The organism is Glycomyces rhizosphaerae (genome assembly GCF_042647865.1).
Lineage (GTDB): Bacteria > Actinomycetota > Actinomycetes > Mycobacteriales > Micromonosporaceae > Glycomyces > Glycomyces rhizosphaerae.
This window is the reverse complement of the sequence record NZ_JBHRWO010000004.1, coordinates 524,317-550,937: the sequence shown is the minus strand read 5'-3', so window position 1 is coordinate 550,937 and position 26,621 is coordinate 524,317. Positions and strand designations below refer to the sequence as shown.

General features: G+C 68.6%; 28 protein-coding genes and 1 pseudogene. 8 read left to right on the top strand and 21 right to left on the bottom strand.

Annotated elements, in window-relative coordinates:
- The first annotated feature begins 61 nt into the window (after window positions 1–61).
- The 4 genes from ACFO8M_RS03355 (at window position 62) to ACFO8M_RS03340 (ending at window position 4,673) form a co-directional block, all read left to right on the top strand.
- The gene (locus tag ACFO8M_RS03355; protein WP_387970456.1) at window positions 62–1,792 is read left to right on the top strand and encodes an ABC transporter transmembrane domain-containing protein; all 1,731 of its coding nucleotides are present in this window, start codon (window positions 62–64) and stop codon (window positions 1,790–1,792) included.
- Entirely contained in the window at window positions 1,789–3,549 is a 1,761-nt protein-coding gene (locus ACFO8M_RS03350) for an ABC transporter ATP-binding protein (protein WP_387970453.1), read from the top strand. The genes ACFO8M_RS03355 and ACFO8M_RS03350 overlap by 4 nt, the downstream gene beginning before the upstream one ends.
- A 108-nt stretch (window positions 3,550–3,657) precedes the next feature.
- Complete coding sequence (locus tag ACFO8M_RS03345; RefSeq protein ID WP_387970451.1) at window positions 3,658–4,029, top strand: hypothetical protein; 372 nt, start codon at window positions 3,658–3,660, stop codon at window positions 4,027–4,029.
- Between the two features lie 137 nt (window positions 4,030–4,166).
- Complete coding sequence (locus ACFO8M_RS03340) at window positions 4,167–4,673, top strand: DUF2784 domain-containing protein (protein WP_387970448.1); 507 nt, start codon at window positions 4,167–4,169, stop codon at window positions 4,671–4,673.
- Here ACFO8M_RS03340 and ACFO8M_RS03335 read toward each other — a convergent pair.
- The 3 genes from ACFO8M_RS03335 to ACFO8M_RS03325 are packed head-to-tail and all read right to left on the bottom strand — an operon-like array spanning window position 4,614 to window position 7,524.
- Window positions 4,614–5,030 carry a hypothetical protein gene (locus ACFO8M_RS03335; RefSeq protein WP_387970446.1) on the bottom strand — a complete coding sequence of 139 codons (417 nt, stop codon included), beginning with the start codon at window positions 5,028–5,030 and terminating at the stop codon, window positions 4,614–4,616. The genes ACFO8M_RS03340 and ACFO8M_RS03335 overlap by 60 nt on opposite strands.
- Window positions 5,027–6,634, bottom strand: coding sequence for a hypothetical protein (locus ACFO8M_RS03330; RefSeq protein ID WP_387970443.1), 1,608 nt, complete (start codon window positions 6,632–6,634; stop codon window positions 5,027–5,029). The genes ACFO8M_RS03335 and ACFO8M_RS03330 overlap by 4 nt, the downstream gene beginning before the upstream one ends.
- Entirely contained in the window at window positions 6,631–7,524 is an 894-nt protein-coding gene (locus tag ACFO8M_RS03325) for a 5'-methylthioadenosine/S-adenosylhomocysteine nucleosidase family protein (protein WP_387970441.1), read from the bottom strand. The genes ACFO8M_RS03330 and ACFO8M_RS03325 overlap by 4 nt, the downstream gene beginning before the upstream one ends.
- Before the next feature lie 139 nt (window positions 7,525–7,663).
- Between ACFO8M_RS03325 and ACFO8M_RS03320 the strand changes: the two genes are divergently transcribed.
- Window positions 7,664–8,359, top strand: a complete 696-nt coding sequence (locus ACFO8M_RS03320) for an NUDIX hydrolase (protein ID WP_387971183.1) — start codon at window positions 7,664–7,666, stop codon at window positions 8,357–8,359.
- Window positions 8,360–8,370: 11 nt separating this feature from the next.
- Here ACFO8M_RS03320 and ACFO8M_RS03315 read toward each other — a convergent pair whose 3' ends face one another.
- Window positions 8,371–8,703: a TfoX/Sxy family protein gene (locus tag ACFO8M_RS03315; RefSeq protein WP_387970438.1), complete on the bottom strand. Its 333-nt coding sequence runs from the start codon at window positions 8,701–8,703 to the stop codon at window positions 8,371–8,373.
- A 45-nt stretch (window positions 8,704–8,748) separates the two neighbouring features.
- Entirely contained in the window at window positions 8,749–10,650 is a 1,902-nt protein-coding gene (locus ACFO8M_RS03310; RefSeq protein WP_387970435.1) for a glycoside hydrolase family 127 protein, read from the bottom strand.
- Between the two features lie 321 nt (window positions 10,651–10,971).
- On the opposite strand from ACFO8M_RS03310, the gene ACFO8M_RS03305 reads away from it, so the two are divergent.
- Complete coding sequence (locus tag ACFO8M_RS03305) at window positions 10,972–13,053, top strand: PhoX family protein (protein WP_387970432.1); 2,082 nt, start codon at window positions 10,972–10,974, stop codon at window positions 13,051–13,053.
- Between the two features lie 156 nt (window positions 13,054–13,209).
- Here ACFO8M_RS03305 and ACFO8M_RS03300 read toward each other — a convergent pair.
- The 3 genes and pseudogenes from ACFO8M_RS03300 to ACFO8M_RS03290 form a co-directional block, all read right to left on the bottom strand.
- A pseudogene (locus tag ACFO8M_RS03300) lies at window positions 13,210–13,419 on the bottom strand (anthrone oxygenase family protein); the annotation flags it as partial.
- Between the two features lie 190 nt (window positions 13,420–13,609).
- Window positions 13,610–14,188, bottom strand: coding sequence for a dihydrofolate reductase family protein (locus ACFO8M_RS03295; protein WP_387970430.1), 579 nt, complete (start codon window positions 14,186–14,188; stop codon window positions 13,610–13,612).
- Window positions 14,189–14,193: 5 nt separating this feature from the next.
- Window positions 14,194–14,778: a dihydrofolate reductase family protein gene (locus ACFO8M_RS03290; protein ID WP_387970427.1), complete on the bottom strand. Its 585-nt coding sequence runs from the start codon at window positions 14,776–14,778 to the stop codon at window positions 14,194–14,196.
- 84 nt (window positions 14,779–14,862) lie between these two features.
- On the opposite strand from ACFO8M_RS03290, the gene ACFO8M_RS03285 reads away from it, so the two are divergent.
- Window positions 14,863–15,435 carry a TetR/AcrR family transcriptional regulator gene (locus ACFO8M_RS03285; RefSeq protein ID WP_387970425.1) on the top strand — a complete coding sequence of 191 codons (573 nt, stop codon included), beginning with the start codon at window positions 14,863–14,865 and terminating at the stop codon, window positions 15,433–15,435.
- A gap of 1 nt (window position 15,436) precedes the next feature.
- Here ACFO8M_RS03285 and ACFO8M_RS03280 read toward each other — a convergent pair whose 3' ends face one another.
- Together ACFO8M_RS03280 and ACFO8M_RS03275 are read right to left on the bottom strand one after the other, a co-directional pair.
- Window positions 15,437–16,219 carry an isocitrate lyase/PEP mutase family protein gene (locus ACFO8M_RS03280; protein WP_387970422.1) on the bottom strand — a complete coding sequence of 261 codons (783 nt, stop codon included), beginning with the start codon at window positions 16,217–16,219 and terminating at the stop codon, window positions 15,437–15,439.
- Window positions 16,212–16,919 (bottom strand): hypothetical protein, encoded by a 708-nt coding sequence (locus ACFO8M_RS03275; RefSeq protein ID WP_387970419.1) that lies wholly within the window; start codon window positions 16,917–16,919, stop codon window positions 16,212–16,214. The genes ACFO8M_RS03280 and ACFO8M_RS03275 overlap by 8 nt, the downstream gene beginning before the upstream one ends.
- A gap of 77 nt (window positions 16,920–16,996) precedes the next feature.
- On the opposite strand from ACFO8M_RS03275, the gene ACFO8M_RS03270 reads away from it, so the two are divergent.
- Window positions 16,997–17,701 (top strand): ArsR/SmtB family transcription factor, encoded by a 705-nt coding sequence (locus ACFO8M_RS03270; protein WP_387971180.1) that lies wholly within the window; start codon window positions 16,997–16,999, stop codon window positions 17,699–17,701.
- A 21-nt stretch (window positions 17,702–17,722) separates the two neighbouring features.
- Here ACFO8M_RS03270 and ACFO8M_RS03265 read toward each other — a convergent pair whose 3' ends face one another.
- From ACFO8M_RS03265 to ACFO8M_RS03215, 11 genes are all read right to left on the bottom strand, one after another.
- Entirely contained in the window at window positions 17,723–18,313 is a 591-nt protein-coding gene (locus ACFO8M_RS03265) for an ADP-ribosyltransferase (protein ID WP_387970416.1), read from the bottom strand.
- A complete protein-coding gene (locus tag ACFO8M_RS03260) occupies window positions 18,306–18,560 on the bottom strand; it encodes a hypothetical protein (protein ID WP_387970413.1) in 255 nt (84 codons plus the stop codon). The genes ACFO8M_RS03265 and ACFO8M_RS03260 overlap by 8 nt, the downstream gene beginning before the upstream one ends.
- Complete coding sequence (locus ACFO8M_RS03255; protein ID WP_387970410.1) at window positions 18,547–19,344, bottom strand: hypothetical protein; 798 nt, start codon at window positions 19,342–19,344, stop codon at window positions 18,547–18,549. The genes ACFO8M_RS03260 and ACFO8M_RS03255 overlap by 14 nt, the downstream gene beginning before the upstream one ends.
- A complete protein-coding gene (locus ACFO8M_RS03250) occupies window positions 19,337–19,828 on the bottom strand; it encodes a WXG100-like domain-containing protein (RefSeq protein ID WP_387970408.1) in 492 nt (163 codons plus the stop codon). Before ACFO8M_RS03250 ends, ACFO8M_RS03255 begins: the two co-directional genes overlap by 8 nt.
- A 34-nt stretch (window positions 19,829–19,862) precedes the next feature.
- Window positions 19,863–20,189, bottom strand: coding sequence for a WXG100 family type VII secretion target (locus tag ACFO8M_RS03245; RefSeq protein WP_387970406.1), 327 nt, complete (start codon window positions 20,187–20,189; stop codon window positions 19,863–19,865).
- Between the two features lie 2 nt (window positions 20,190–20,191).
- Window positions 20,192–20,596, bottom strand: a complete 405-nt coding sequence (locus tag ACFO8M_RS03240; RefSeq protein ID WP_387970403.1) for a hypothetical protein — start codon at window positions 20,594–20,596, stop codon at window positions 20,192–20,194.
- Between the two features lie 76 nt (window positions 20,597–20,672).
- Complete coding sequence (locus ACFO8M_RS03235; protein WP_387970401.1) at window positions 20,673–22,718, bottom strand: hypothetical protein; 2,046 nt, start codon at window positions 22,716–22,718, stop codon at window positions 20,673–20,675.
- Between the two features lie 54 nt (window positions 22,719–22,772).
- Complete coding sequence (locus tag ACFO8M_RS03230; RefSeq protein WP_387970398.1) at window positions 22,773–23,096, bottom strand: hypothetical protein; 324 nt, start codon at window positions 23,094–23,096, stop codon at window positions 22,773–22,775.
- Between the two features lie 375 nt (window positions 23,097–23,471).
- Window positions 23,472–24,353 (bottom strand): carbohydrate ABC transporter permease, encoded by an 882-nt coding sequence (locus ACFO8M_RS03225; RefSeq protein WP_387970395.1) that lies wholly within the window; start codon window positions 24,351–24,353, stop codon window positions 23,472–23,474.
- The gene (locus ACFO8M_RS03220; protein WP_387970392.1) at window positions 24,350–25,270 is read right to left on the bottom strand and encodes a carbohydrate ABC transporter permease; all 921 of its coding nucleotides are present in this window, start codon (window positions 25,268–25,270) and stop codon (window positions 24,350–24,352) included. The genes ACFO8M_RS03225 and ACFO8M_RS03220 overlap by 4 nt, the downstream gene beginning before the upstream one ends.
- Entirely contained in the window at window positions 25,267–26,616 is a 1,350-nt protein-coding gene (locus tag ACFO8M_RS03215; protein WP_387970389.1) for an ABC transporter substrate-binding protein, read from the bottom strand. Before ACFO8M_RS03215 ends, ACFO8M_RS03220 begins: the two co-directional genes overlap by 4 nt.
- Window positions 26,617–26,621: the final 5 nt, after the last annotated feature.

Sequence of the window (26,621 nt, the reverse complement as noted above, 5' to 3'; positions counted from 1 at the left end):
GGACTTGACCGGCGGCCGGTAGCGTTCACTCGCGCATCCCCCAGAGCGAAAGAACACCCAGATGGCACGCTTCACTCCCCCGCGCGACCCCGGCGGGCCCCTCGCCCACCCGAGACCGGCCGTCGCCGTCCTCGGGTGGCTGTTCCGGTCCCAGTGGCGGATGCTGCTGACGAGCACGCTCGTCTCGTTCGCGTTCCTCGGCTGCCAGCAGTTCGTGCCCTATGTGGTTGGACGAGCGGTCGACGAAGGACTCGTCGCGGGCGACCGGGCCGCGCTCTACTGGTGGTCGGCGGGCCTCATGGTCTGCATCGGGATCGCGACGATCACGGGCGTGGCGAGCTTCTACTACATGATGTACTCGGGCATGGACTCCGACTTCAGAGTCCAACGGCGCCTGGTGGACACGGTCGTCGCGGTCGGTTCGCGGATCAAGTCCCGGGCGGACGCGGGCGAGCTCGTGGCGATCTCGGCGGCCGACGCGCACGCCCTCAGCTCGGTCTCGATGATGTTCGGCCGCTTGGTGTCCGCACAGTTCGCGTTCATCCTCGCCCTGTCGATCCTCGCCACACTCTCGTGGTGGTTCGTGCTCGCCGCGGGCGTCGGCGTCCCGGCGATGTTCATGCTCCTGCGGCCCCTGTTCCTGCGCCTCGAGACGCGCGGCCGCGAGTTCCGCACCCGCATCGGCGAGCAGACCGGCATCGGCACGGACGCCGTCGCGGGTCTCCGCGTCCTGCGCGGCATCGGCGGCGAAGCGCACTTCACCGCCCGCTACAAGGCGGCCTCCCAGGCGTCCCGCGACGCCGGAATCCGGGTGCGCCGCACCGCGGCCGGGCTCGAATTCGCCCGCCTCGCACTGCCGGGGACGCTGCTCGTGCTCGTGCTGTGGATGGGCGCCGAGATGGCCCTCAACGGGACCATCACCGCAGGCGAATTCGTGGCCCTCTTCGGCTACCTCGTCGCACTCACCCGGCCGCTCGGCTACACCATCCAAGGCGTCGACGCCTTGACCCGGGCCATCGTGGCCTCCTGGCGCTTCCAGAAACTCCAGGACGAGCACCCCGAACCCGAGACGGCCGACAAGATTCCCTGGCCCGCAGGCGAGACGCTGCACGACCCGGCCAGCGGCGTCCGGATCGAACCGGGCCTCATCACCGGGATCGCCACAGGCAGCGGCCTGGGCGCCACCGAACTGCTCGACCGGCTCACCGGCTACACCGAGACCGGCGAGCCCGCCCGGATCGGCTCGACCCCGGTGGACGCCTTCAACACCGCCACGGTCCGGCGACACGTGCACCTGCTCGAGGCCCGCGCGCAGCTGTTCAGCGGGCGGCTCCGCGACCAGCTCGACGTGGACGGGCGGCGCAGCGACGCCGACCTCATGCGGGCCCTGCACACCGCCTCCGCGGTCGACATCGTCGGCGTCGACCCCTCGCTCATCGAGAGCGACGAAGTGCCGACCACCGGGTACGACCTCGACATCGTTGCGGGCGAACGGGGCCGGAACTTCTCCGGCGGCGAACGCCAGCGCCTCATCCTCGCCCGCGCGCTGCTCGTCGACCCCGAGATCCTGGTCCTCGACGACCCGGCGAGTGCGTGCGACGCCCAGACCGAGGCCCGCATCGCCGAACGCCTCGCCCGGCAACGCCGCGGCAGGACCACGGCGATCCTGACGAACTCCCCGCAGCTCCTGGCGGTCTGCGACCGCGTCCAGTTCTTGTCGGCAGAGGTCACCTCGGGCACGCATGCCCAGCTCCTGCAGCAGGCCGAGTACCGAGAGGCGGTCAGCCGATGAGCCGCGCGACGCTCCCCATCGCCACCGCGGCCGAGACCCGCAGATACCTGCGCGAGCTCGTCGGCCGCCACCGCGTGCGCTTCAGTCTCGTCGTGGCCCTGACGATCGGCGCGGCGCTCGCGGGCATGTCGACGCCGTACATCGTGGGGCTCATGACGGACGCGTTCGCCTCCTGGGCCCGCGGCGACGGCTCCGACCCGGGTTCGGACCTGCGGTGGCAGCTCCCGCTGATCCTCGCGGCCGTGCTCGCGCAGGCGGGGCTGACCTGGGCCTCGTACCGGAACCTCGCGGTCCTGTCGGAGCAGATCGTGGCCGACGTGCGGGAAGAGTTCATGGAGCGCACCCTCGCGCTCCCGCCCGGTCAGGTCGAAGCCGCCGGCACCGGAGAACTGTTGTCGCGCACCAGCCTCGACGTGAACCAGGTGCAGCACTCGCTGGTGCAGGCCGCGCCGCAGTTCTTCACCGGGCTGGTCACGGTGCTCGTGTACGTCGCGGGCGCGTTCATCGTCTCGCCGGTGCTCGGCGCGGCGATCCTGGTCGCGGTGCCGCCGATGGTGCTGGTGCTGCGCTGGTACTTCAAGCGGGCGTTCAACGTCTTCCACGACGTGCAAGCGGCCAAGGCCGACCTGACCTCGGCGGTGGCCGAGACCATCGACGGCGTCAAGACCGTCGAAGCCCTGGGCTGGCAGTCCCGCCGCGTCGCCCACACCGACCGCGCCGTCGACCGGCTCCTCGGCGCGCAGATGCGTTCGATGCGCCTGCGCGGCACGCTGTTCCCGGTGCTCGACTTCTCGGCGTTCCTGCCCTGCTTCACCGCCCTGCTCCTCGGCGGCGTCCTCACCGCGACCGGGTACCTGACGATCGCGCAGACGACCACGGTCGTGCTCATCATGCAGCTCGCGGTGGCCCCGGCGATCGAGATGATCCTGTCGCTCGAATGGGTGCAGAACGGCACGGTCTCGCTGGCGCGGCTCATCGGCGTGCGCGGCGAGGCGATCGCCGCCGGGGACGCGAAGCCGGACCGCGAAGAGGACGAGATCATCGAACTCAAGGGCGTCCACTTCGGTTACAGCCCTGAGAAGCCGGTGCTCAAAGGCGTCGATCTGGCCCTGCGGCGCGGTGAGCGCCTAGCCCTCGTGGGACCCACGGGCGCCGGAAAGTCCACATTGGCGCGGCTCATGGCGGGCATCCACCAACCCGACGAGGGCACGGTCCGCGTCGGCGGCGAACCGACCGCCGAGATCGACGAGACCATGCTGCGGCGCTTCGTGATCCTCGCGACCCAGGAGTACCATCTCTTCAACGACACCCTCCGCTCGAACCTGCGCCTCGGCGCGCCCGGGGCGAGCGACGAGCAGCTGCGCGAAGCGCTCGACGTCGTCGGCGCGGGCGATCTCCCTGAGCGCCTTGAGGAGGGCCTCGACACGAAGGTCGGCGGCCGCGACCACGCCCTGACCCCGGCCGAGGTCCAGCAGGTCGCGCTCGCCCGCGTCATCCTGGCCGCGCCCGAGGTGATCGTCCTCGACGAAGCCACCTCGATGCTGAGCCCCAACGCCGCCAGCGACATCGAGCAAGGACTCAACCGGATCCTCGCCGGCCGCACCGTCGTGAGCATCGCGCACCGCCTCAACACCGCCCACGACGCCGATCGCGTCGCCGTCGTCGAACACGGCCGCATCACCGAACTCGGCTCCCATGACGAATTGATCGCGAAAGGCGGCGCGTACGCGGCCCTGTGGCAGCGCTGGCACGGCTGAACGGCGCGCCTGAGCCCGGACCCCCGCCGCTTTCCCGCCGGTGTTCCGCCTTGCGATGGGCCATATGAGCTCCCAGAACGGTCGCAACTACAGAGTTGGAGACCATAAGTGCTCACAAAGCTCATGAAGCGCGCGATGATCGTGTGCGTCCTGATGGCGTCGATCGTCGTCGGCATCGCGGTGCCGGCCCAGGCCGCGAACAAGACCATCATCCTGAGCGACATCGACGGGCGCCAGCTCGGCTACATGGTCTTCTATGACGTCGAGCCCGACAAGTTCAAAGTCTGCGACACGCAGCGAGACGGGTACTCGGTCACCGGACAGGTATTGACACAGACGAGCAACGGCCACATCCCGCTCGGCGACACCAGCGACGGCAGCGATCGCGGCTGCAACACCATGGTCTTCCGGGTACCCGGCGACCAAATGCGACTGTGGTGGAACGGACCCGGGAACATCAGCACCTGGGCGAACATCTGAGGCTCGAAGCCGCTTCTGCGAAGGACGGCCCGGGGCAGGCGCCCCGGGCCGTCCGCGTGCGCTTCCGGGCATCGCGCATCGGCTCGGCGGTCGCACCGGCGAGGGATAATTGAGGCGTCCCGTAGGCGGGCCGCATCATGTCGTACCGAGTTCTTGCCGATGTCGTGATGACCTTCCACCTGCTGTTCCTGGCGTTCGTCGTGTTCGGCGGATTCCTGACGTGGCGGTGGCCTAAGGTCTGGTTCGTCCATGCCCCGCTCGCCCTGTACGGGCTCACGACCGTCACGTTCGGGCTCATCTGTCCGCTCACGCCCATAGAGCACGATCTGCGCCGGCGCGCGGGCCAAGAAGGGCTGGAGCCGACCGGGTTCATCGACACCTACATCGAGGGCCTCATCTATCCGGCCGACCAGACCATCCTGGCCCGCTGGCTCGCCTTCGCCGTCATCGTCGTCTCGTGGGCCGGCCTGGCTGTCAAACTGCGTCGACGCCGCGAGAGGGCGGTCGTTCGAGAGTCGGGCCGCTTACGTGCAGAAAGCCGGAGGCCGGGGCGGCGATTGCGCCCCGGCCTCCGGTCGAACCCGTCAACCCTGGTGGTGGTCGGCGAGTTCGAGGAGTTTGGCTACGAGATCCACCAGCATTGAGAACGGGTTCACCAGTTGCTCGATCGCCTTGAGCTTGCTGCGGATGCGCCCGGGCGGCTTCATCTCCTCAAGGGACTCTTCGAGGTCGTCGAGGTTGTCCTTGATGACGGGGTAGCGGTCGCCGACGATCGCGCGGTGCTCGTCGAGTCGTTCGCGCAGCTGGACGACGAGTTCGAGCATCTCCTCCATCAACCGCTCCTCGGCATGGCGGCGATTGACGAAGACGGTCCCGCGAGCGCCGTCCCCGATGGCCCCGATGGTCGCGGAAGCCCCGGTCCCGATCGCGCCGGTATGGACATTCCCGCGGAAGACGTACCCGCCCGAGCCGTCCTTCTGGTCGCTCATCCTGTCGCTCATCGCCTTCCTCCTTTGACGGTGCCCTGGCTTCCGCCGCCGATCGAGCCGGCGGTCACGTTCGCGCCCTGGCCGACTGCACCGGCGGCCATGTCGCCGTAGTTGATGACGCCGTGGTTCACGATCGCCATGACCCGCTCCTCCAGTTCTGCGGTGTCTACGCCGTGCTCCCGCAAGTATTCGGTGAGCCCGGCCAGGATTTGACGCTCCAAGATCCCGGTGTACTTGACCGAGTCGCGGGACTGGAAGTAGTTCTGGCGGTCGCTCCCGATGCCGAGTTCACGGACGCCGACGAGGGCGCCGCAGTCCTCAAGCTCCGACTGATCGCCCCCAAAGCCGTTGCGGATCGAGTTCCGGATCCCCCGCAAGGCGCTGGCAATCGTGTCGAACGGACTGCGCACCAAGTCGACGGGCATCATCGCGCTCGAGCGCGCTCCCTCCCAGAACAGTGCGTGGTCGCGAAGCCCGCCGTCGCGCTTGAAGACGTGGTACCGGTCGGGAGTCGGCGGCAGCAGGTAACTGGAGAACTCCACATACAGGCACTCGCCTTGCAGCGCGAAGTGGCAATAGATGGTGGTCACCAGCTCGCCGTCCCAGGAGACCAGTTCGCAGCGCAGGTAGTGCCGTACCGGCGTGGTCGGGTCGCGCTGTACGCCTGCGATGTCGTTGAAGGCGTATCCCGAATCCCGCAGCTGCGAAGGCCTCAGTACCGGCGCGTCGACGTCTCGGCCCGATACGTAGACCCGATCGGAGAGATCGAGGCCCGGCAGTCGCTCGCTTCCCTTCGACGCCTCGCCGAGCGTCGCGACCCGGTCCTTGATGTGGCGGTTCAAGTCGACCGGGTCGATCTCCGGATCCGGACCGCCCTCCTCGCGCGACCGCACGACCAGCGCGAACTGCCAGGTCGTGATGTTCTGGCCCGAGCCGACGAACGGGAGGCGGCTCGCGGCATAGGTCACGACCGTCGACCGCTGCGCGCTTCCGATCGATTTCACCCTTCCGGTCGAGTCCGGTTCGGTTCCCGCTGCGATCACCGCGAGCCTGCGAGCACGCGCGGCGCCGAATCCGATCGCGCAGCCGCTCAGCAAGAGCAGCCAGAAGACCGCGAATATCGTCCCGTCTTCCGATTGCAGCCAGTCGTAGTTCGAAAGGCTGGAAACGTAGGCGATCGCGGCGGTGACTGCGACGCCGAAAATGATGAGGGTCAAGGCGTTGCGGCCGGTGAGCAGTGATGCCACGCGGTTGCGGCGCTGCGCCGGGGTGGCGTTCAGCGTCGTCTCGAGCGCGACCAGGACGAGGCCGAGACCCAGCCAGACGACGAGGCCGATGATGAAGACGCGCTTGTCGATCTCAGGGATTATGAGAGCGAGCAGGAGCAGGGCGGCAAGGAGGCTCTGCTGCATGACGTCGAGCTGTCGGGCGTGGAGCATGTGTCCTAGGACCGGTTCGGCGTCGGCTCCGGGGTTCGGGGCGACGGCGAGCTCGGGGTGGTGGTAGACCTCGTCGAGGACTCGGTCGCGGAAGCCGCGGTCGAGGTAGGCGGCGGCGCACAGGTGCTTGGTGGCGAGGCTGTGTCGGTGCGCGCCGACGCTGGTCCGGTCGGTCATCGCAGGTCCTTTCGATTGCCGGGGAAGACCATGCGGACTCGGGCGTGGTCTCCCATGGCGCCGATGTTGGCGGTGGCTCCCTCTCCTATTGCTCCTATGTAGGTGTTGCTCGTGCCTCCGGCGAGGCGGCGGATTTCGGCCTGTTTGGGCTTGGAGCGGCCGATGAGGGCGAGGGCGAATGCCGCGGCGTTGCGGGCGGCCAGGGGTTGGCGGAGCTTGTCGGCTTCTTTGGTCTTGTCGCCCATGAGGTCGGAGATGCCGCGGACGACCGTGGCTTCGACGGCGGTGCGGCGGTTGGCCGCGGCCAGGAAGCCGAAGCTCTCGGTGTCGACGGCTTGGGCGTCGCCGCTGGACTGTTCGAGGAGTTCGGCGGTGGCCGAGTGGTTGCCGGTGATCACCTTGGCCCCGGAGGCGATGGGGCGCTGGAAGATCCGGGGCAGAGGCCCGTCGAGCTTCGCGGCCCAGTCCTGGTTCTCGGAGACCAGTTGCGCGCGTTGCAGCAGCGGATAGGAAGCGGGGAGGGACTCCGGGCGTTGCAGGAGGCCGGTGTCGGTGTCCTGGCCGGACTCGTAGCCGTAGACCTTGGTGGCGACCACGATGTCGCCGACGCGGGCGTCGCGGCGGCCGCCGGCGATGCCGCAGAGGATGAGGATCTGCGGGCGCCAGGTCGCGAGCGCGTGCTCGACGGAGGCGGCGGCGCGCTCGTTGCCGCGGCCGGTCATGGCGAGGACGAGCTTCCAGACGCCTTTGGGGCCTTCGTACTCGGTCTCGCGGTACTGGGTGCCGTCGAGCTCGTGGTCGGTGTACTCGTGTCCGGCCAGCAGGTCGAGCACCGCGCGTCGTTCGAGGTCGATCGGCGTGCAGAGGACGGCGGTCGGCAGGTCGGTCATGGCGCCTCCAAGGTGGTGACGTGGGCTGCGTATCGCCGGATCGACGTTGGCAGCCTCGCTCGGATCAGTTATTGTTCATGGAACAACAAGAACGAGCGTATATCGCGTCGTCAGTAATTGTCAAGACGGCAATAAGGGGATTACCTTGAGCGACATCACGAATCCGCACAGCTTCGTGGCGGCCGACGTGGCGATCCTGACGATCCGGGACGGCGCGCTCTCGGTCCTGCTCATCAGGCGGGCCAACCCGCCGTTCAAGGGCATGCTCGCGCTGCCCGGAGGGTTCGTCGAGCCCGACGAGACCGTGGAGCGGGCGGCCGCGCGGGAGCTGTTCGAGGAGACCGGGGTCCCGAAGTCCGCGTCGCGACTCGAGAGCATCGGCGTCTACTCCGACCCCGAACGGGACCCGCGGCGGCGGGTCATCAGCATCGCCTTCGCTGCGCTCGTGCCCAACCCGGGCGAGTCGCGGGCGGGCGGCGACGCCGCCTCGACACAGTGGATGCCGGCCGACCGGGCCCTCAAGGAGCCCTTGGCCTTCGACCACATCAAGATCCTCGAACGCGCCATCGCCCACGCCAAGCGGCAACTCGAGTACACGACCGACGCGACCGCCTTCTGCCCCGACGAGTTCACCGTCGCCGAACTGCGGCGCGTCTACGAGATCGTCTGGGAGACCAAACTCGACCCCGGCAACTTCCACCGCAAGGTCACCCGCATCGACGACTTCCTGCAGCCGACCGGGGACACCACCACCCGCGACGGCGGCCGCCCCGCGGCGCTCTACACCGCGGGCACCCTCAAGCGGCTGCCGCTGCCGCTCTCCCCAGGGAAGTAACGGGCCTCAGTTCACTTGCGTGGCAGCGATTCCGCGAAGGCCAGGCCTCGTTCGACCCACTCGCGGAGGCGTTCGTCGGAGCCGCAGATCTCCTCGTCGACGCGGATCCAGGACTTGGAGTCGCGCCCGCCCATGACCATCGGCTCCGCGCCCGGTTCCAAGACCCGCTCGGCGAAGTCGTCATGGCCGACGCGCACCATCATGCTGCCACCGCCCAAAGCGGCGCAGGCCATGTTGCCGTGCGCGAGCCAGCAGAGGCCGCCGAACATCTTCTTCTCGAACACGTACGGCCGGTTGTCCATGATCTCGCGCACTCGGTCGGCCAGCGCCTCGTCGTATCCCATGCGGCCAGGTTGCCACAGGGCACCGACAAGGCGCGGCCGAACGTGTCACGGAGCCTCGCGGACCCAGACGGCCATGGTGCCCTTGCCGCGGTTGGCCCACGCGTAATACGGGACCGTGCGGATCGCGGTCGGCTCGGCGGTCGGGGACAGGGAGCGGTAGAGGCCGCCCTCGGCGGGCCTGTCAACCAGGCCTTCGGCGACGATCGAGTCCTGTCCGTCGGCGTGCTCGGTGCGCAGGTCGCCGTTGCGGGCGATCACCAGGTGCGGCACCGGGGCCGCGTTGTCGACCTCTTCGACGCAGTGGACGATCGGGCCGCGCTGGATCGCGACCTTGCCGGCGGCGGAGGTGACGCGGGCGTCGGCGCGGACCAGGGTCGGGGCCATGGGGAGGGTGAGTTCCACGCGGTCGCCCAGGGCCCAGGTGCGGTCGAGGATCGCGTAGCCGCTGTCGGTCGTGTAGGGGAGGACGGTGCCGTCGACACTGATCACCGGTGCGCCGGTGGCCCATTCGGGCAGGCGCAGGCGGAGCGTCATGGCAAGGGGCGCTTGGGCTTCGGTGATCGTGAAGGCGATCGTGCCGTCCCACGGGTAGCCGCTCTCCTGTGTGACGGTGACGCGCTGGCCGCCGTGGGCGAAGCGGGCGGAGCCGGCGACGTAGAGGTTGACCCAGAGGCCTTCGGTGTCCGCGACGTAGACGTAGTGCTCGAGGGAGGCGAGGAGGCGGGCGAGGTTGGGCGGGCAGCAGGCGCAGTCGAACCAGTCGCTGCGTTCGACGGTGCCGTCGCTGGCGAGCGGGTTGCCGTAGAAGTATTTGGTGCCGTCGGCCGAGGCGCCGGAGAGCACGCCGTTGTAGAGGGCGCGTTCGAGGACGTCGACGTACTTGGCCTCGCCGGTCAGGATCATCATGCGGTGGGCCCAGAACATGAGGCCGATCGCGGCGCAGGTCTCGGCGTAGCCGGTGTGGTCGGGCAGGTCGAAGGGCTTGCCGAAGCCCTCGATCGAGGGATCGGAGCCGATGCCGCCGGTGATGTAGAGCTTGGTGGTGACGAGGTCGTCCCAGAGCCGTTCGCAGGCTTCGCGCAGGCCCGCGTCGTCGAGTTCGAGGGCGAGGTCGGCCATCGCGCTGTACTGGTACATGGCGCGCACGGAGTGGCCGACGGCGGCGGTCTGCTCGCGCACGGGCGCGTGGGACTGGTTGTATTCGCGGTCGCGTTGGCTGCTGCGGACGATCGCGCCCTTGCCGCCGAAGTAGCCGGGGTCGCCGCGGCGTTCGGCCTCGGCGTCGAAGTAGAACGGGGCCTTGCCGCGGTTCTCGGTGAGCAGCAAGGCGAGTTCGAGGTAGCGGCGTTCCCTGGTGGCGCGGTAGGCCTTCACGAGGGCGAGCTCGATCTCCTGGTGGCCGTCGTAGCCGCCTTCGCACGGGCCGCCGGGGCTGAACTCGAGCCAGATGAGGTCGACGTAGCGGCGCACGATGTCGAGCAGGCTGGTCTTGCCGGTGGCCTCGTAGTGGGCGACGCCGGCTTCGATGAGGTGGCCGGCGCAGTAGAGCTCGTGGGCGTCGCGCAGGTCGGTGAAGCGCTTCCCGGGTTTGACGGCGGTGAAGTAGTTGTTGAGGTAGCCGTCCGGCTGCTGCGCTCCGGCGAGCAGGGCGATCGCTTCGTCAACGGCCGCATCGAGTGCGGGGTCCTCTTCGCTCGCGAGCACGTAGCTGGCGGCCTCGATCCACTTGGCGACGTCGGATTCCCAGAAGATCGGGAAGCGCTCGCGGTCGTCGTCGTCGTGGCTGCGGGGCTTGAGGAGCAGCGCGTCGAACTGGCCGCCTTCGCGGAGGCGCCGCTCCTGGTGCGGGATGGTCCTGGCGCGCACGGTCTCGCGGCGCGGGGACCAGAACTCGTCCGCGATCTGTACGTCGGCGATGGGGAGGGAGGTCCGGTGCGGAGCGGGCATGTCGGTTCCTTCGGCGTGACGGAGAGGACGGTACGGAAAAGGTTTTCGGCCAGGTTACCCGCGCCGCCGATTTACCGGTACACGGTTCCCATGCTGCGAAACGCGAACGCTGATGGACCGGCTCCGAAACCGTTGCCGAAACGCCCGTGCGAACGCGGGGCGCTGCGCAATCCGAGAGCGGCCCTTCACCTTTTGTTCACTTATGGTTGGTGAACGGGGTACCCGTACCGAATAGCCTCCGGAATCGGAACGCGCCGATCCGCCACCCCGAGCCGCGCATCGGCGATCCTGGTTCCGGACGTACTGCCATAGGAGTCCCAAATGAATCGTCGTGACGCCGCAAAGCAGCGCAAGCTGCCGCTCCTTTCCGACCACATCGGAGGCCGCTCGCAGCTCACCTGCCTCTACCGCTGCGGCGACGCCTGCAGCCACCCGGTGCCCAACACCTCGGACAACCCGTACATGGGCGACCTCATCGCCTCCGCCGTCTCCCGGCGCTCCCTGTTCAAGGCCGGCGTGGTGGCGACGGCCGGCGCCGGCGCCGCGGGGGCGCTCGGCGGCGCCGCTTACGCCTCCGAGGACCAGGCGCAGGCCTCGGCGTTCTGGGGCTCGACCCCCCGGGGCCTCCGGTTCGACGCCGTAGAGCCCAACAAGGAAGACGCGGTCACCATCCCCGACGGCTACGAGCAGCAGGTCGTGATCCGCTGGGGCGACCCGATCCTCGACGGCGTGAACGAATTCGACCCCACGGCCCAGACCCCCGAGGACGCGGTCGGCCAGTTCGGCTACAACTGCGACTTCCTGGCCCTGCTCGACCTGCCCGGCCAGCGCCGCCACAAGGTGCTCGTGGCGAACCACGAGTACACCAGCGAAGAGATGATGCACTACGGCTACGACTCCGCGGCCCCCACGCGGGACCAGGTCGAGATCGGCTGGGCCTCGCACGGCCTGTCGGTCGTGGTCCTCAAGGAGGACGGTAACTCCGGCGACCTCACCCCGGTCGTGGGCCACGACCTCAACCGCCGCATCACCGCCACCTCCGAGTTCGTCCTCTCAGGACCGGCCGCCGGGAGCGACCTGCTCAAGACGACGGCCGATGCCGAAGGCGCCCTTGCGCTCGGCACGCTGAACAACTGCGCCGGCGGCGTCACCCCGTGGGGCACCATCCTCTCCGGCGAGGAGAACTTCAACCAGTACTTCGCCAACGCCGGGCTGGTCACCGACGCGACCGCGAAGGCCCGCCTCGCCCGCTACGGCCTCACCGGGGAAGCCAGCGAGCGCAAGTGGGAGCAGTACGACCCGCGCTTCGACGTGCTGCAGGAGCCCAACGAGCCCAACCGCTTCGGCTGGATCGTCGAGCTCGACCCGTACGACCCCGACTGGACGCCGCGCAAGCGCACCGCGCTGGGCCGCTTCAAGCACGAGGGCGCCGGGCCGCGCGTGGACCGCTACGGCCGCGTGGTCGTGTACATGGGCGACGACGAGCGCTTCGACTACATGTACAAGTTCGTCTCCAAGAACAAGATGAAGACCGGCACGAGCCGCAGCGTCCGCGAGCACAACCGGACGCTCCTCGACGAGGGCACGCTCTACGTCGCGAAGTTCACCGGCGACAGCCCGGCCGCCGAGATCGACGGCACCGGCGCGCTCCCGGCCGACGGCGCGTTCGACGGCGGCGGCGAGTGGATCAAGCTCGCCAGCGGTGACGAGTCCTTCGTGGACGGCATGACCGCCGAAGAGGTGTACGTCTTCACGCGTCTCGCGGGCGACAAGGTCGGCGCGACCAAGATGGACCGACCCGAGGACGTCGAGGTGAACCCGAAGTCCGGCAAGGTCTACGCGGCGCTCACCAACAACTCCCAGCGCGGTGCCACCGGCAAGGCCGCCGCCGACGAGGCGAACCCGCGCAGCGCCAACAAGCACGGGCACGTCCTCGAGCTCGCGGAGAAGAACGGCGACGTCACCGCCACGACCTTCGGCTGGATCCTGCTGCTCGTCTGCGGCGACCCCGAGGACCCGGGCACGTACTTCTCGGGTTACCCGAAGGACCAGGTCAGCCCGATCTCGTGCCCCGACAACGTGGCCTTCGACCCGCAGGGCAACCTGTGGATCTCCACCGACGGCAACGCCCTGGGCAACAACGACGGCCTGTTCGGCGTCTCGCTCACCGGCTCGACCCGCGGCCTGACCAAGCAGTTCCTCACGGTGCCGATCGGCGCGGAGACCTGCGGCCCGGTCGTCCAGGACCGCCACGTCCTGGTCGCCGTGCAGCACCCGGGCGAGATCGACGGCGCCAGCGCCGAGACCCCCGCCTCGCAGTGGCCCGACGGCCCGAACGGGACCCTCCCCCGCCCGTCCGTGGTCAACGTGGTGAAGGACGGCTTCGGCACCATCGGCTGCTAAGCGGCGCAAGCGAAAACGGGGCGACCATCGCTGGTCGCCCCGTTTTTCTGCCGGTAAGGAGTTGCGGCCGTGTACCACGAGGGCCCAGGCGAGTGCGAGGAGCGAGAACAGCGCGGCCACGCCGCGGACCGTGTTCCAGGCGGTCCAGCGGGCCTCGATGCTCGCGCGGAGCGCGGCCGGGTCACTGATGGCGGCCGGGTCGCCCGCGGCTTCGAGGCGGTCGTTCATCGGCACGTTCACCGCGATCGTCCCGATGAACATGACCAGGGCCAGTATCAAGGCGAGCGCGATCCACGGGGACGCCGAGCGGTCGCCCGAGAACCAGTTCAGGACGAGCGCGGCGCCCGTGAAGAGCACCGCGCCCATGAACGCGGTCATGAACCAGCCGTTGAGGATCACCTTGTTGATGTGCTGCATCCCCGCGATCCAGGCGCGGTCGTCGAGGATCTTGAGGCCGGGCATCACCGCGTAGGAGAACCCGGTGAAGAGCCCGGCCATGAGGCCGACGCTGAGCACTGACGCGAGGAGGGCGAGGAGTTGGAGGAGTCGCATGGGGTCATGCCTTCCGGTAGGTCTGAATCGCCGCTCCCGAGTCGAAGGTGCGGGTCTCCGTGAGCGTAAACGGCACCGGTTCGTAGGCACCGGCGAACATGGGGATGCCGGTGCCGAAGAGGACGGTGTAGCGCTTGACGATGATCTCGTCTATCTCGCTGACGAGCGCGCCGGCGAGCAGGCCGCCTCCACACAGCCAGATCCCTTGACCTTCTTGCTCTTTGAGGTCCCGCACGGTCTCGAGCGGGTCGGCGGTCACGAAGTCGACGTCCTCGGCGAGGGCCGGGTCCAGAGTGCTGGAGAAGACGTACTGCTTCAGGTGGCTGTAGGGACTCGGGTTGCCCTCGTTGAGCCCCGGCAGGTAGGTGCCCTTGCCCATGAGCACGGTGTCGTAGCGCTTGTTCGGGGCATCCTCGAGGCCGACCATGCCGCGGTAGGCGGTCGGGACGGTCTCGGGATGCAGCTCGTTCATCGCCGCCGTGACGTCGGGCTGGATCGGGAGGGCGTCGAACTCCCCGCCGGGTCCGGCGATGAAACCGTCGAGCGAGGTGCCGATGTAGTAGGTCAAGGTGCGGTTCGGCAAGGTGGCTAGGCCTTTCGGTAGAACTGGATCGCGTCGCCGGAGCCGAGGGTGCGGTTCTCGGTGAGTGTGAAGCGGGCCGGCCGGTAGGGGCCGTCGAACAGCGGGGTGCCGCTGCCGAGGACGACGGGGTAGCGCTTGATGATCATCGTGTCGATCTCGTCGATCAGCGCGGCGGCGAGCTTGCCGCCGCCGCAGAGCCAGATGTCCCGGCCCTCGCGCGCTTTGAGGTCCCGCACGAAGGCGGCGGGGTCGTCCTTGACGAAGTGCACCGCCTCGTCGGTGTCCTCCGGGAGCGTGCTGGTGAAGACGTACTGCTCCATGTGGGCGTAAGGGCTCGTTATGCCCATTGCCTGGCCCGGTTCATAGGTGCCCCGGCCCATCACGAGGGTGTCCCAGCGTTGGTTCGGTGCGTCGCCCAGGCCGAGCGGCTCGCGAAGGTGGCTCGGGATCGTCTCGGGCAGCTCGGTCTTGATGAACTCGATGAGCTCGGGTTCGACGGGGATGCCGTCGAGTTCGCCCTCAGGGCCGGCGATGAAGCCGTCGATGGAAGCGCCGATGTAGTAGGTGAGATTGCGGTGCTGTTCGCGCATGTTCACTCCGTTTGAAGTACTATGATTGAAGTGGTTTGAACTTACCACTACACATGAAGTGGTGTCAACCGGAGGAGTGTGGAAATGCGCCAGAACCCCGAACGCCGGACAGCCCTGATCGACGCCGCGATCGAAGTACTCGCAGATCAAGGGGCCCGCGGACTCACGTTCCGCGCCGTCGACACCCGGGCGGGTGTGCCGATCGGCACAGCGTCGAACTACTTCCCGGGCCGCGATGCCCTACTGACGCAAGCGGGTCAGCGGGTCTTCCAACGGCTCGACCCGGGCGCGGACGTGGTGGGCGAGGCCCTCGCGCTGCCGCGCACCCGAGCCTCTGTGGACAAACTCATGCACGAGATGTTCGAGCGCATCACCGCTTTCCGCTCGGGCTACCTGGCGATGCTGGAGCTGCGGCTCGAGGCCACGCGCCGCCCCGAGCTGAGCAAGCTGCTCACCGAGCAGATCCGCGAGAACGTCGAGCAGAACGTCCGCTTCCACCTGGACGCGGGCATGCCCGGCGACGCGGACACCGTGGTGCTGCTGTACCTGGCGTTGAGCTGGCTCATCGTGGAGCGGCTGACGCTCCCGGAGGTCTTCGGCGACGAGCGCACGAAGGAGCTCATCACGGCCGCGGTCGCGCAGATCGTGCCCGAATGACTCACGCGCGGTACCGCTCGATGAGGTCCCGGGCCTCGCCGTAGGCCGGCAGGTCGGCGGGGACCGGGGCGCCGTCGCGCACCGCCGCGGCCGTGCGGGTCACGGCGCCGAGGGAAGCGCGGAAGAGGAGCGATCCGGTGCTGACCCGCGCGACACCGAGTTCGGCGAGGTCCGCGAGACGCAGGTGGGCGGGCGAGAAGAGGATGTTGAGCGGACCGTCGATGCCGTCCACAAGAGCCGATATGTCGGCGGCGGTGACCGCCCCGGGGACGAAGACACCGTCGGCACCGGCCTCGCGGTACCGCCGGGCGCGCTCCAGCGAGCGTTCGAGCGGCCGGTCGAGTCCGAGCCAGTACGGGTCGGTGCGGGCGTTCAGGAACAGGTCCGGGCAGCGCCCCTTCACGGCCGCGATCACCTCGGCCAGGTGCCCGGGATCGGCAAGGGCGCCGTCGGCCCGGCCGTCCTCGATGTTGACCCCGGTGATGCCGAGTTCGACGAGCTGCGCGGTGAACTCGGCGACCTCCTCCGGCGCTTCGCTGAAGCCGCTCTCGATGTCGACCGAGAGTTGGACGGGCAGCACCGCGAGCACCCGCGCGAGGGCGAGGGTCGCATCGCGGGCGAGCCCGGTGGCGTCGGGCAATCCGGCCGCGGCGGCCACGCCGAGGCTCGTGGTGCCGACGCATCCGAACCCCATGGCGGCCAAGGCCGCCGCTGAAGCGAAGTCCCAGGCGTTCGGCAGCAGCAGCGGCTCCTCGCCGTAGTGCGCGGCGCGGAAGTCACTCATCGCGCAGCACCTCGCAGACGCCGATGGCGATCGCCAGCGCATGGTCGATCCCGGGGCAGTGATGCACTCCAGCGCCGAAGGGCAGCGCGGTGAGGTCGACCTGAACGAGGGCCCCGGATGCGATCGAGGCGCGCACGGTCGATCGCACTGGAGGATCGGCGAGCAGCGTCTCCGCGACCTGCAGTTCGGGAGTGTCCGCGTGCCGGAGCGTGGCGTTGCGGATCAGGCCGGCGGTGGCGTCGCAGGCCTGGACGAGCAGCCCGATTCTGGCGGCGGTCCGTTCGTCGGCCGCTCCCCCGAACGCCTTGACCAGGATCGCCACGGCCGCATCGGCATCCGCGTCGTCGGTGTCGAGCTTGTAGTGGGCGGCGATCCGGCGTACGGCGGCCGTGTCGGTGTCGGCGAGTCCGAGGGCCTCCCCCAGCACGGCGACCGGCACGTGCCCGGCGAGGTCTGATGCGCCTTCGGCGAGCAGCGCCGCGGTGCGGTCGCGTGCCCGCTTCCTGAGCAGCGCGGGATCGACGTCGTCGAGGAATCCGGTGGCGAATCGGCGCCTGCGCAGATGCGTTGCACCGCTGGAGAACCGGGCGACATGGGCACGCAGCCAGCGGATGCCGCCGGGAGGGCCGTCTTGAGCCGGAGGGGGAATGAAAGCCGGGTCGGTGAGCACTTGGACGGCTTCGTGCTTGATCGCTGTCACGAGCGCAACCCTAGGTCCGGAACGGTTCGGTGGGCGCCGAAACGGCGAGGGCGCACAATGTGCGGGTGGCGAACGAAATGGGCGCGGATCGGCTGGCCGAGCTCGCGCGGGCCCTCGGGGATCCGACGCGGGCGGCCTTCTGCCTGGCGCTGCTCGACGGGCGGGCCTGGACCGCAGGGGAACTGGCGCGGCACGCGGGAGTCGCGGCTTCGACGGCGACCGAGCATCTGCACCGGTTGACCGCGGTCGGCGTCCTCACCGAACGGCGGCAGGGCCGCCACCGGTACGTCGAGTTGGCCGATGCGCGCGTGGCCGCGTTCATCGAGGACATGGCCGCGCTCCTGCAGCCGGTGCCCGCCCCGGTCACGGGCCTGAAGTCCGCCGCGGCCTCGAACGCGCTCGCCAGGGGCCGCACCTGCTACGACCACCTCGCCGGTCGCCTCGGCGTCGCGCTCGCCGACGCCATGGCGGCGCACGGGCACCTGGAGACCGACAGCGGGTTCGCCTTGAGCGACAAGGGCCGCCGATGGATGGAGGCGTCGCTCGGCGTCGATACGACGGCCTGGGGCCGACGCCGCCCGGTGGCGCGGGCCTGCCTCGACTGGACCGAGCGCCGCACCCATCTCGCCGGCCAGGCCGGCGAGAGCCTGTGCCGGGCCCTGTTCGACCGGGGCTGGACCCGCGGCGTCGGCTCGGGCCGGGCCGTGCGCCTCACCGAGAGCGGCTGCGATGCGCTGCAAGCGCTCCTGGGGATCGACGCCGCCGAGCAGGGCCTGGTCTGAGCCGCGGTCGGGTCGGCCCCGTCAGACCTCTTCCAGGAAGATCTTCTTCAGGTCGTCCGAATCGTCCCGGCCGGTCACCTTGAACTTGGAGTTCCGGTCGAAGACGACCTCGTCCTGGCCCTGGAACTTGGTGTCCGCCTCGATGGACTTCCCGTTCTTGCCCTTGATCTCCATGAGGGCGCCGTCCCAGCTGGCGAACTTCTCCGCCTCCGCCCGGTCCTTCGAGCTGCTGATGAACGCCTTCTCGTCGACCACGTCGCCGGGCTGGTACCTGTCGAGGAAGGGCTTGTTCTTCGTGCCCCTGTAGGTGGTCCCGGGGTCGGGCGGCAGCTTGTCGAGCGCGTTGGAGATCTTCGCGGCCTGGGCGTCGAACTTGTCCCGCTCCCGCTGGTTCTTGACCGAGTCCGGATCCAGCAGGTACTTGTTCAGCGGCCGGAACCCGGGGCCGGAGTAGAACGCGATGGCCTCGCGGTCCTTGTCCGTGAACTCCGAGCTGCCCCCGTCGGGCCGGGTCTTCGCCTTGCCGGAGAGGCCGCCGCCCTCCCGGAGGGTCTTGTCGTCGTCGAGGACCCCGGAGAGGAGTTTGGAGCCCTTGCTCTTCTTCTTACCCATTGCGCTCCCGCTCTGCCTGGGCGCGCTGTTTCACCGCAAGCATCTGCTCTGCTTCTTCCTCGGGGACTTCCACAAAGTCGAAATCCTGGTGGCCCAGCCGGTGCTTCTCGAAGAAGTCGGTCGCGGTCCAGCGGCGCAGCCGGAAGTTGTAGACCTCGTCGCCGGCGCTGTGGCGTCGCAGGATCCCCGCGGGGTTCTCCCTGGGCCATTCGGCGTCGGTCTTGAAGAAGTACTTAACGTTTTCCATCCATCCACCTCAGACTCTCGACGCCGTCGGGCAGTTTCACCGCGCCGAACGTCTCGCCCTGCTTGGCGGCCAACCGCTGCCACTCGGGACCCTCGTACTCGACCAGCTTCATGTTGTCGTACAGGTCGTGGGTTTCCTGCTTCGCCGCGAAACTGCCCGGCGTATGGTACTGGACTTCGAACTGGGTCCCGGTTTTCGGATCGGTCCAAGTGCTGTTGATGCCCTTGTATCCAGGGCCTTTGTCCCAGTTGAACCGGCCGCGCTCGCCGTCCGGTACGAAGCCGTCGTTCTTCAGCGACTCGTGCACGTTCTTGACGCCGTCGGTGTACCGCTTCTCGTCGAATTCGGCGGTGTACCGCACCGAGTCGTTGACCTTCTTCAAAGCGCCGTCTACACCGAGGTTGGGGTTCTCGTCGAGCATGTTGGCGACTTTGAGTTTGGTCGAGTCGTCGGTCTTCAAACGGTATTCGAGGCCGAGCGGCTTGCCGCCGTTCTCGTCGATGGCGTTCGTGATCGAGGGGGTGGTGCGCTTCTCTGCGTCCCGGGCGTCGTCGAGGAACTTGTCCACGGCGGCGTTGTCCTCGCGGGACAGCGCTATGTCCGGGTTGTCCGGGTGCTTCCAACCCGAGTCGCCCGGGGTGCCGTCCGGGGTGTGGTCGGGGGTGCGGTCCGCGCCCCTGAGGCCGTCGGTCTGCCGGAAGGTCCTGCCGCTGCGGAGCACGCCGGAGACGATCTGCCCGCCCGGGGCGTCGCCGTCAGAATCGGAGCGTTTCCGCTTAGCCATTCAGGATCCGGTTGGTGGCCATCTCCATCAACTGGTCGATGATGGTGCCCACGATCTTCTTGAAGATCGGGATCTGCGCCAGCGAGGCCCCGAAGGTCACGGCGGCGAACGCGATGGCCTGCGCGATCTGGATCGCCAGGATCACGAGCTGGATGATGATCTGGATCTTGAGGGCGAGCACCAGGCCGGCGCCGACCGTGAGGCCGATGTTGATCACATTGGACGGGTCGCCGGCGTCGGCGAGGTTGCGCGCGGCCGACTCCTCGCCGTCCCAACGGGACTGGAACGCATCGACGTCCGCGCCCGCGTTGTTCGCCGGAACCGTGCCCGCCGCCTGCTGGAGCTGTTCGATGAGCGGCGCGAGCTCGTCGGCCATCGCCGTCCACTCCCCCGCCAACCGGAACATCGACTCCTCGTCGGATTCGGGCCAGGTGGAGCCGGTGATCGCGCTCAGCAGGCCCGCGACTTCAGGGGGTAGATCCATGCCCATATGCGTAACGCCTTCCTCTGCAAGGGATTCAGCGGTTGAGTTCGCCGAGGAGCTGTTCGAAGCCCTTGGCGATCTCGTCGTCGGCGGCCTGGTGGTCGTCGGCCATCTCCCGGATGTTCTGGCCGAACTGGGTGAGCTCTTCGATGTTGCTGGCGAAGCAGTCGTTCAGGGCTCCGGTGCAGGCCTCGTGCGCGATGCCCAGCAGCGAGCCGATCTCGTCGCCGCCGAACGCGTCCGCGTACTCGGCGACCTTCCCGTTGAACTTGTCGATGAGCGCCTGGATCTGGTCCTTGACCGCGTCCATGTCCCCCGCGGACTTGTGCATCGCCTCGTGGCTGACGTCCACTCCGGCCATGGCTATCCGGCCCGGTTCTGGAGCTTGGCCATGGTCTCGGAGATCTGCTGGCTCATGGCCGCGAAGTTGCGCAGCGAGCGGTCCTGCATCTCGGCGAACTTCTCGTTGATGGCACCCAGGTCGGGCACCGGCTCATCGGTGACGGTGTGCTCGCGGTGCTTGTCGAGCGCCTCGTTGACGAGCCGCATCAGCTCAGGGCCGAGGTCGTCCGAGCCGTCGCGGATCGCCCTGGCGCTCACCATGAGCTCCTGGAGGCGGCCGTCCGTGCCTACGGTGATGCGGATGCGGCCCTTCTCGTTCTCGACGGTCACCGGCTCGGGCGGTGCGACCGCCTGCGCCTGGGCGGCGGCGCTCAACTCGGCACGAGCCGCCGCCAGCTGCTCTGCGATCTTGTCCTCACCGAACATGCGGTCTCCGGTCTCTCTTGCGATGGAATGAAGGTCAGTGGTCGGGGCCGGCCCGCGACGGGCCGGCCCTCGGGGTTCACGCGTACGGGTCCGCTTCCTCGTCTTCGGGCCCGCCGCCCCAGACGTCCTCGTCCTCGGCGATCCAGAACTGGCGCTCGGACTCTTTGTCGTCGTTGTTGCCGCGAGGCGCGCCGGCGCCGGGGGCCATCATGCCGCCGGCCGCACCAGCGCCCGCGCCGCGGCCGCCCGCTGCACCGGCACCGCCCGCGGCGCCGCCCACGCCGCCGCCGAGGCCGCGCCCGCCGGACGAGCCGCCGAGGCCCGAGCCCACACCGCCACCGCGGGGGGTGGATCCGGACGGTGCACTGCCGCCAAGGCCCTTGCCCGTGAGGCCGGAGCTGCGGCCCGAGTCGAGCTTGCGGGGACCGGTGCCGCTCGAACCCGGAATGCCCGTGCTACGGCCCGAATCGAGTTTGCGCGGACCGGAGGACCGCGGCGGGGTGATGCCGCGCGGCGCGGTGGGCTGGGTGCCGCCGATCATCGACGGCGGCAGGTGGCTGCTGCCGGGCCCGAGGCCGGTGCCGCCGATGCTGCTGGGAGGCAAGGTGGTCGGACCGCCGCTGGCGAGACCGCCGGAGACGTCGTCGGGGTCGGGGGTCGAGTTCCACGGGTCGTCGTCGAGGCCGTCGAGCCCGCCGCCGCCCTGGTAGTCGGTCGGCGGGAGGCCGCCCGCGTTCGGGCCGAGGCCGCCGCCGTTGGGGCCCAGGCCCTCACCGTTCGGGCCGAGGCCGTTGCCGCCGGTGTAGGCGCCGGGAAGGTTGCCGCCGTTGCGGGCCAGGTCGTCAGGGTCGGTTCCCGAGTCGAACGGGTTCTCGTCGTTCAATCCATTGAGGTCGGTGCTGCCGCCGATGCCGCCGGGGGTGTTGCCGCCGTTCAGACCGGCGCTGTTGAGACCGCTCGTGTCGGAGCCGCCGTTGAGGCCGTTGCCGCCGAGGGAGTTGAGGTCCCCCGGAGGCACCTGGTCGTCGATGCCCGCACCGTCGAGGTCGGGCATGCCGCCCCCGTCGCCCGCGTCCAGCTCCGGCGGGTCGAACTTGTCGGTCTCGCCGTCGTTGAACGTGGTCGCCTCGCCCTTGCGCACGTCGGGCGCGATCTCCTGGACGTGGGACTCGACGTTCGCGTGCCGCTCGGTCACCTCTTCGTTGACCCGCGCGGACTCCTCCTCGAGCTGCTCGGAACCCTCGGCCCCCAAGGAGACCAGGCGCTCGTCGGCGTACTCGTCGGCCTTCTTGCGCGCCAGCTCCTCGCCCTTGACCCCGTCCACTTCGTACTCGGGGTTGGCGTTCACGTACTCGAGCCACCGGTTGTACGTGGTCTCGCGGCCCTCCTGGACCTCGTCGATCACCGTGGGGTCGAACCCGGCGAGCTCGACGGCCTTGGCGATCTCGTCGTTCTTGTGGATCTCGCAGTTCTTGAAGAACGGCGGTCGAATGTGGATCTGATGCGAGCCGCAGCTGGTGCCCTGCATGTAGAACTTCGGCGCCGGGTAGACGCACGAAGTGCCGCCCTGCTGGTCGTAGATCTCGACCTGCTTGTCGTCCAAGAGCTTCACCACGCCGCCCTTGCCGTCCTCGCCCGCGATGTCGCCGCTGACGGTCTTGCAGTTCTTCAGGACGGTCTCGGTCTGCTCCTCGAAGCCGTCGAAGTCGTCGCCCTTCCAGAAGCCCGAGAGCGTCGCCAGGCCCTCTTTCAGCTTGGGGGCGATGGAGGCGAACTGCTCCTGGAACTCGATCCACTCGTCCCGGATCGTGTCGAGCGCGTAGTCCGCCTCGGGCTGCGGCCGGATCGAGGCGACCATGCTCTTGATGGTCTGGCCCGGCGGGAGCATCATCGTGCCCTCGCGCGCGGCCTTGAGGCCGTCGATCTGGGTGGCCGTCGGGACGGCCGACATGAGCTTCACCCAGGCCGGCTCGGCCGGGTCCTCGGTCGCGTTGGTGCACTCGTCATGGCTGCACTGGGGGCTGACGCGCAGGGTGTTCTGCGCCGTCGTGTAGTCCGCGCCGCTCTGGCCCTCGGACAGCTTCCCGTACTCGGTGCGCTCGAACTCTTCCTCTTCGGACATCGCTGCTACTCGCTCTCGGCCTCAGGGTTGGCGGCGGACTGGGGGTGCGGCAGATCAGAGGAGCGAGGCATAGCCGTCCATCTCGTCCTCGGCGGCCTGGTCCGACTCCTCGGCGAGGTCGGCGGAGTCGTTGAGGGTCTTGATCATCCCGTGCAGGGCTTCGCGGAGGTCCTGCAGATTGTCCCAAGTGGTCTGATGGAACGTCTCGTAGTTGGTGCGCGCGGTCGCCGACGCGTCGAGCTGCCCGAACGCGGGCAGGAGGCCGAGGCGCTGGCCGCTCTCGAGCCTGGGGATGAGGGATTCGAGGTGGTCCAGCTGCTCGCGCACGACGGTGCGGTACTCCTCGAGCGCTTCGGTGTCGATTACTCGTTCAGCCATGGGGTCGCCTATCCGTTGGGGAGCGGCGCTCGCCTCCCCCGCCGGCGCGGTCGCGGTCGCGGGTCGGTGAGCGCTCTCTGGGGAGCACGCCAGCCGAGGGTTCGACTCTGCTGGCGCGCACTAGGAGCGGAGATGGCGCCAATAATAAGCACACCTTTCCGAATCCAGGTGTTCGGCACCGGGCGCACCGAATGTACGTAATCAGATGGATACCAACGGATTTCGATGCCTCCGGCCAGGCTGAACAGGTAGGACGCGAAACCGCCGCCCGCCCGGAGACGGACGGCGGTGCCGTGACACGAAGGAGTGCTTACGGATTCGTTATGAGAACTTCACCTTTGAACAAGTTCCAACAGACCCCTCTGTGGCGCAATGTCACTGCTTGACCGCGCCCGCGACCAGACCGGACTGCCAGTACCGCTGGAGGAACAGGAACGCGATGACCAGCGGGATGATCGACAGCAGCGAACCGGTGATCACCAGCGGGATCAGGTCCCCGCTCGCGCCGCCCGCCGCCGCGGCCTGGCCCTGCCAGCGCGCCAGGCCCACCGTGATCGGGTACAGCTCAGGGTCGTTGAGCATGATCAGCGGCAGGAAGTAGTTGTTCCAGGTGTGCACCAAGGCGAACAGCAGGACCGTGGCGAAGCCGGGCGCGAGGAGCCGCAGCACCACTTGGAAGAAGATCCTGAGTTCACTGGCGCCGTCGATGCGGGCGGCCTCCAAGAGGCTGTCGGGCACCGCCGCTTCGACGTAGACGCGCATGAGCAGGAGCCCGAACGGGTTCACCAGGGACGGCAGGATGATCGCCCACGGGGTGTCGGCGAGGCCGATCTCGCTGAACACCAGGTAGGTCGGGATCGCGAGCGCGGTGGTCGGGACCATGACCGCGCCGAGCACGATCATGAACATCGTGCCGTTGCCTTTGAAGCGGTACTTGGAGAAGCCGTATCCGGCGAGCGCGGCCAGGAACGCACCGCCGCCGGCCGCGGTGACCGCGTACAGCAGCGTGTTCCACAGCCACTTCAGGAAGACGCCGTCGTCCTGGGTGAGCGTGAGTTCGATGTTCTCGAAGAGGTGGAAGTCGCCGGAGAACCAGAGCCCGAAGGTGGAGAACAGGTCCTCGCTGGTCTTGCTGGAGGCGACGAGGAGCCAGAACAGCGGCAGCAGGAAGTAGGCCGCGGCGGCGATCATCCCGATGGTGAGGATGTTGCTGCGCCCCGACCTGCGGCGGCGCGGCTTGATTGCGGCTTCGGTCATCGTCGGCTCCTGCGGTTGGCGGCGAACATGAACGCGTACGAGCCGACCAGGATCACCATGCCGAGCACGAACGAGACGGCCGCGGCGTAGTTGTACTCCTGGCCCACGAACGCGAGGTTGTACGCGTAGAGGTTGGGGGTGTACGCGGCGTCGATGACGGTGGGCGCCAAGGACTGCATGAGCTGCGGTTCGTTGAACAGCTGGAAGGCGCCGATGATGGAGAAGACCATGCAGACCACGAGCGCGGATTTGAGCGCCGGGATCTTGATGTTCCAGGCGATGCGCCACTGGCCGGCGCCGTCGACGGCGGCGGCCTCGTAGATCTCGGTGGGCACCGATCGCAGTGCGGCGAAGAGGATCACCATGTTGTAGCCGGTGAACTCCCAGAACACGATGTTGGCGAGGGAGCCGAGCATGAGGTTCGGCCCGAGGAAGTCGGATGCGGCCGTGCCGATCTTCTCGGCGAGCTGCGCGAAGGGTCCGAAGTCGGGTCCGTAGAGGAAGCCCCACATCATGGTCGCGATGACGCCGGGCACGGCGTAGGGGACGAAGATGCCGAGCCGGGTGGTCCTCTTGAGACGGGCGAGTCCGGTGTCGAGCGCGAGCGCGAAGGCGAGCGCGAAGACGAGCATGATCGGCACTTGGATGAGGAAGAACAGGCCGACGCGGCCGATGCCGGTCCACAGCAGCTCGTCGCCGAAGGCGCGGCTGTAGTTCTCGAAGCCGACGAAGACGTTGCCGCCCACGAGCTGCTCGCGGAAGAGGCTGAAGTAGGCGGCGTAGGCGAGCGGCACCGCGAACATCGCGACGAACACGATCATGAACGGGGCCACGAACATGTACCCGGCGAGGGAGCGCCGGTCGCGGCGGCGCTTGGTTTCGGGTCGGCGGATCGGGGTCTCGGTTGCCGCTGTCATGACTGCCTCACCGTGAATCCCTGGTATTCGGCGTATTCCTTGATGCGGGCCTGCCAGTCCTCCATGGCGGCGACGGCGTCGGTCTTGTCGACGACGGCGGTGCCCACGGTGGCGGTGAAGTCGGCGTAGACCTTGTCCTGGAACGGCGCCCACTGGAAGTCCTCGCCGACGGTGGTGCCGATCTCGGCGAAGAGGCCGTTGACCTCTTGGCCGCCGTAGAATTCGAGTTTCTGGCCGGTGAAGGCCGGGTCCTCCAGCAGCGCTTTGGTCGGCGGGTACAGGAACTGCTCGTTCGCCATGGTGTCGGTCGACTCCGGGTCGGTGTTGATGAACTGGGCGAAGACCGCGGCGGCGATCGGGTTGCGGGTGGTGGCCATGACCGCGGAGGTCGAGCCGCCCCAGTTGGAGGAGACCGCTTGGCCCGCTTCCCATTGCGGGAGCGGCGCTACGCGCCACAGGCCGGAGGTGGAGGCCGCGGCCGAGGAGAGGAACGTCGGGGCCCAGGCGGGGGCGATCCACGTGGCGTATTTGCCGCTGTTGAGCGCCTGGTACCACGGATCGGTAAAGTCGGCGTCGACCGAGACGAGGTCCTGTTCGGACAGATCGCCCCAGTAGCGGGCCACCTTCTCGGCCTCGGGCGAGGAGAGGTCGAGGTTGAGATCGGCGCCGTCGGAGCCGCCGAACGGGTTCGCGCCGGCCTGCCAGAGCATCGCGGCGAAGAACGCGCCTTGCGAGGGGGCGAAGTTCGTCAGGTAGACCTCGGGGTCGGCCTCGTGCAGTCGCCGTGCGGCCACGGCGAAGTCGTCCCAGGTCGCCGGGACCTCGATGCCGTGGGCCTGGAAGATGTCCTCGCGGTAGAGCATCCCCATGGGGCCGGTGTCCTGCGGGATCGCCCAGACCTGGCCGTCGGCGCCGGTCACCTGCGACCATGCGAACTCGACGAACTGGTCGCCGAGTTCAGCGGCTCCATAGGGCCCCAGGTCGAGGAGGTCTTCGGTGATGACGAAGGACGGGATCATCTGGAATTCGAGCTGGGCCACATCGGGAGCGCCGTTGCCGGCGCGCAGCGCGGTGCGCAGCTTCGCGTAGTGCGGGTTGCCCTGGCCGGCGTTCACGATGTCCACAGTGATCTGCGGATAGGCCTTCTGGAAGAGCGCCACCTCCTTCTCGATGCCCGGCACCCAGGTCCAGAAGTTCAGTTCGGTCGGCGTCCGCATCGCCTCGTCGATCTCGGCCTGCGTGACGTTCTTGGGCGGGTCCACAGTGTGTCTGCCGCAGGCCGCGAGCGCCAGCGGGCCCGCCAGAGCGGCCGTGAGGCCGGTCCTGCGGCTGAAACGGGGATTCATCCGAG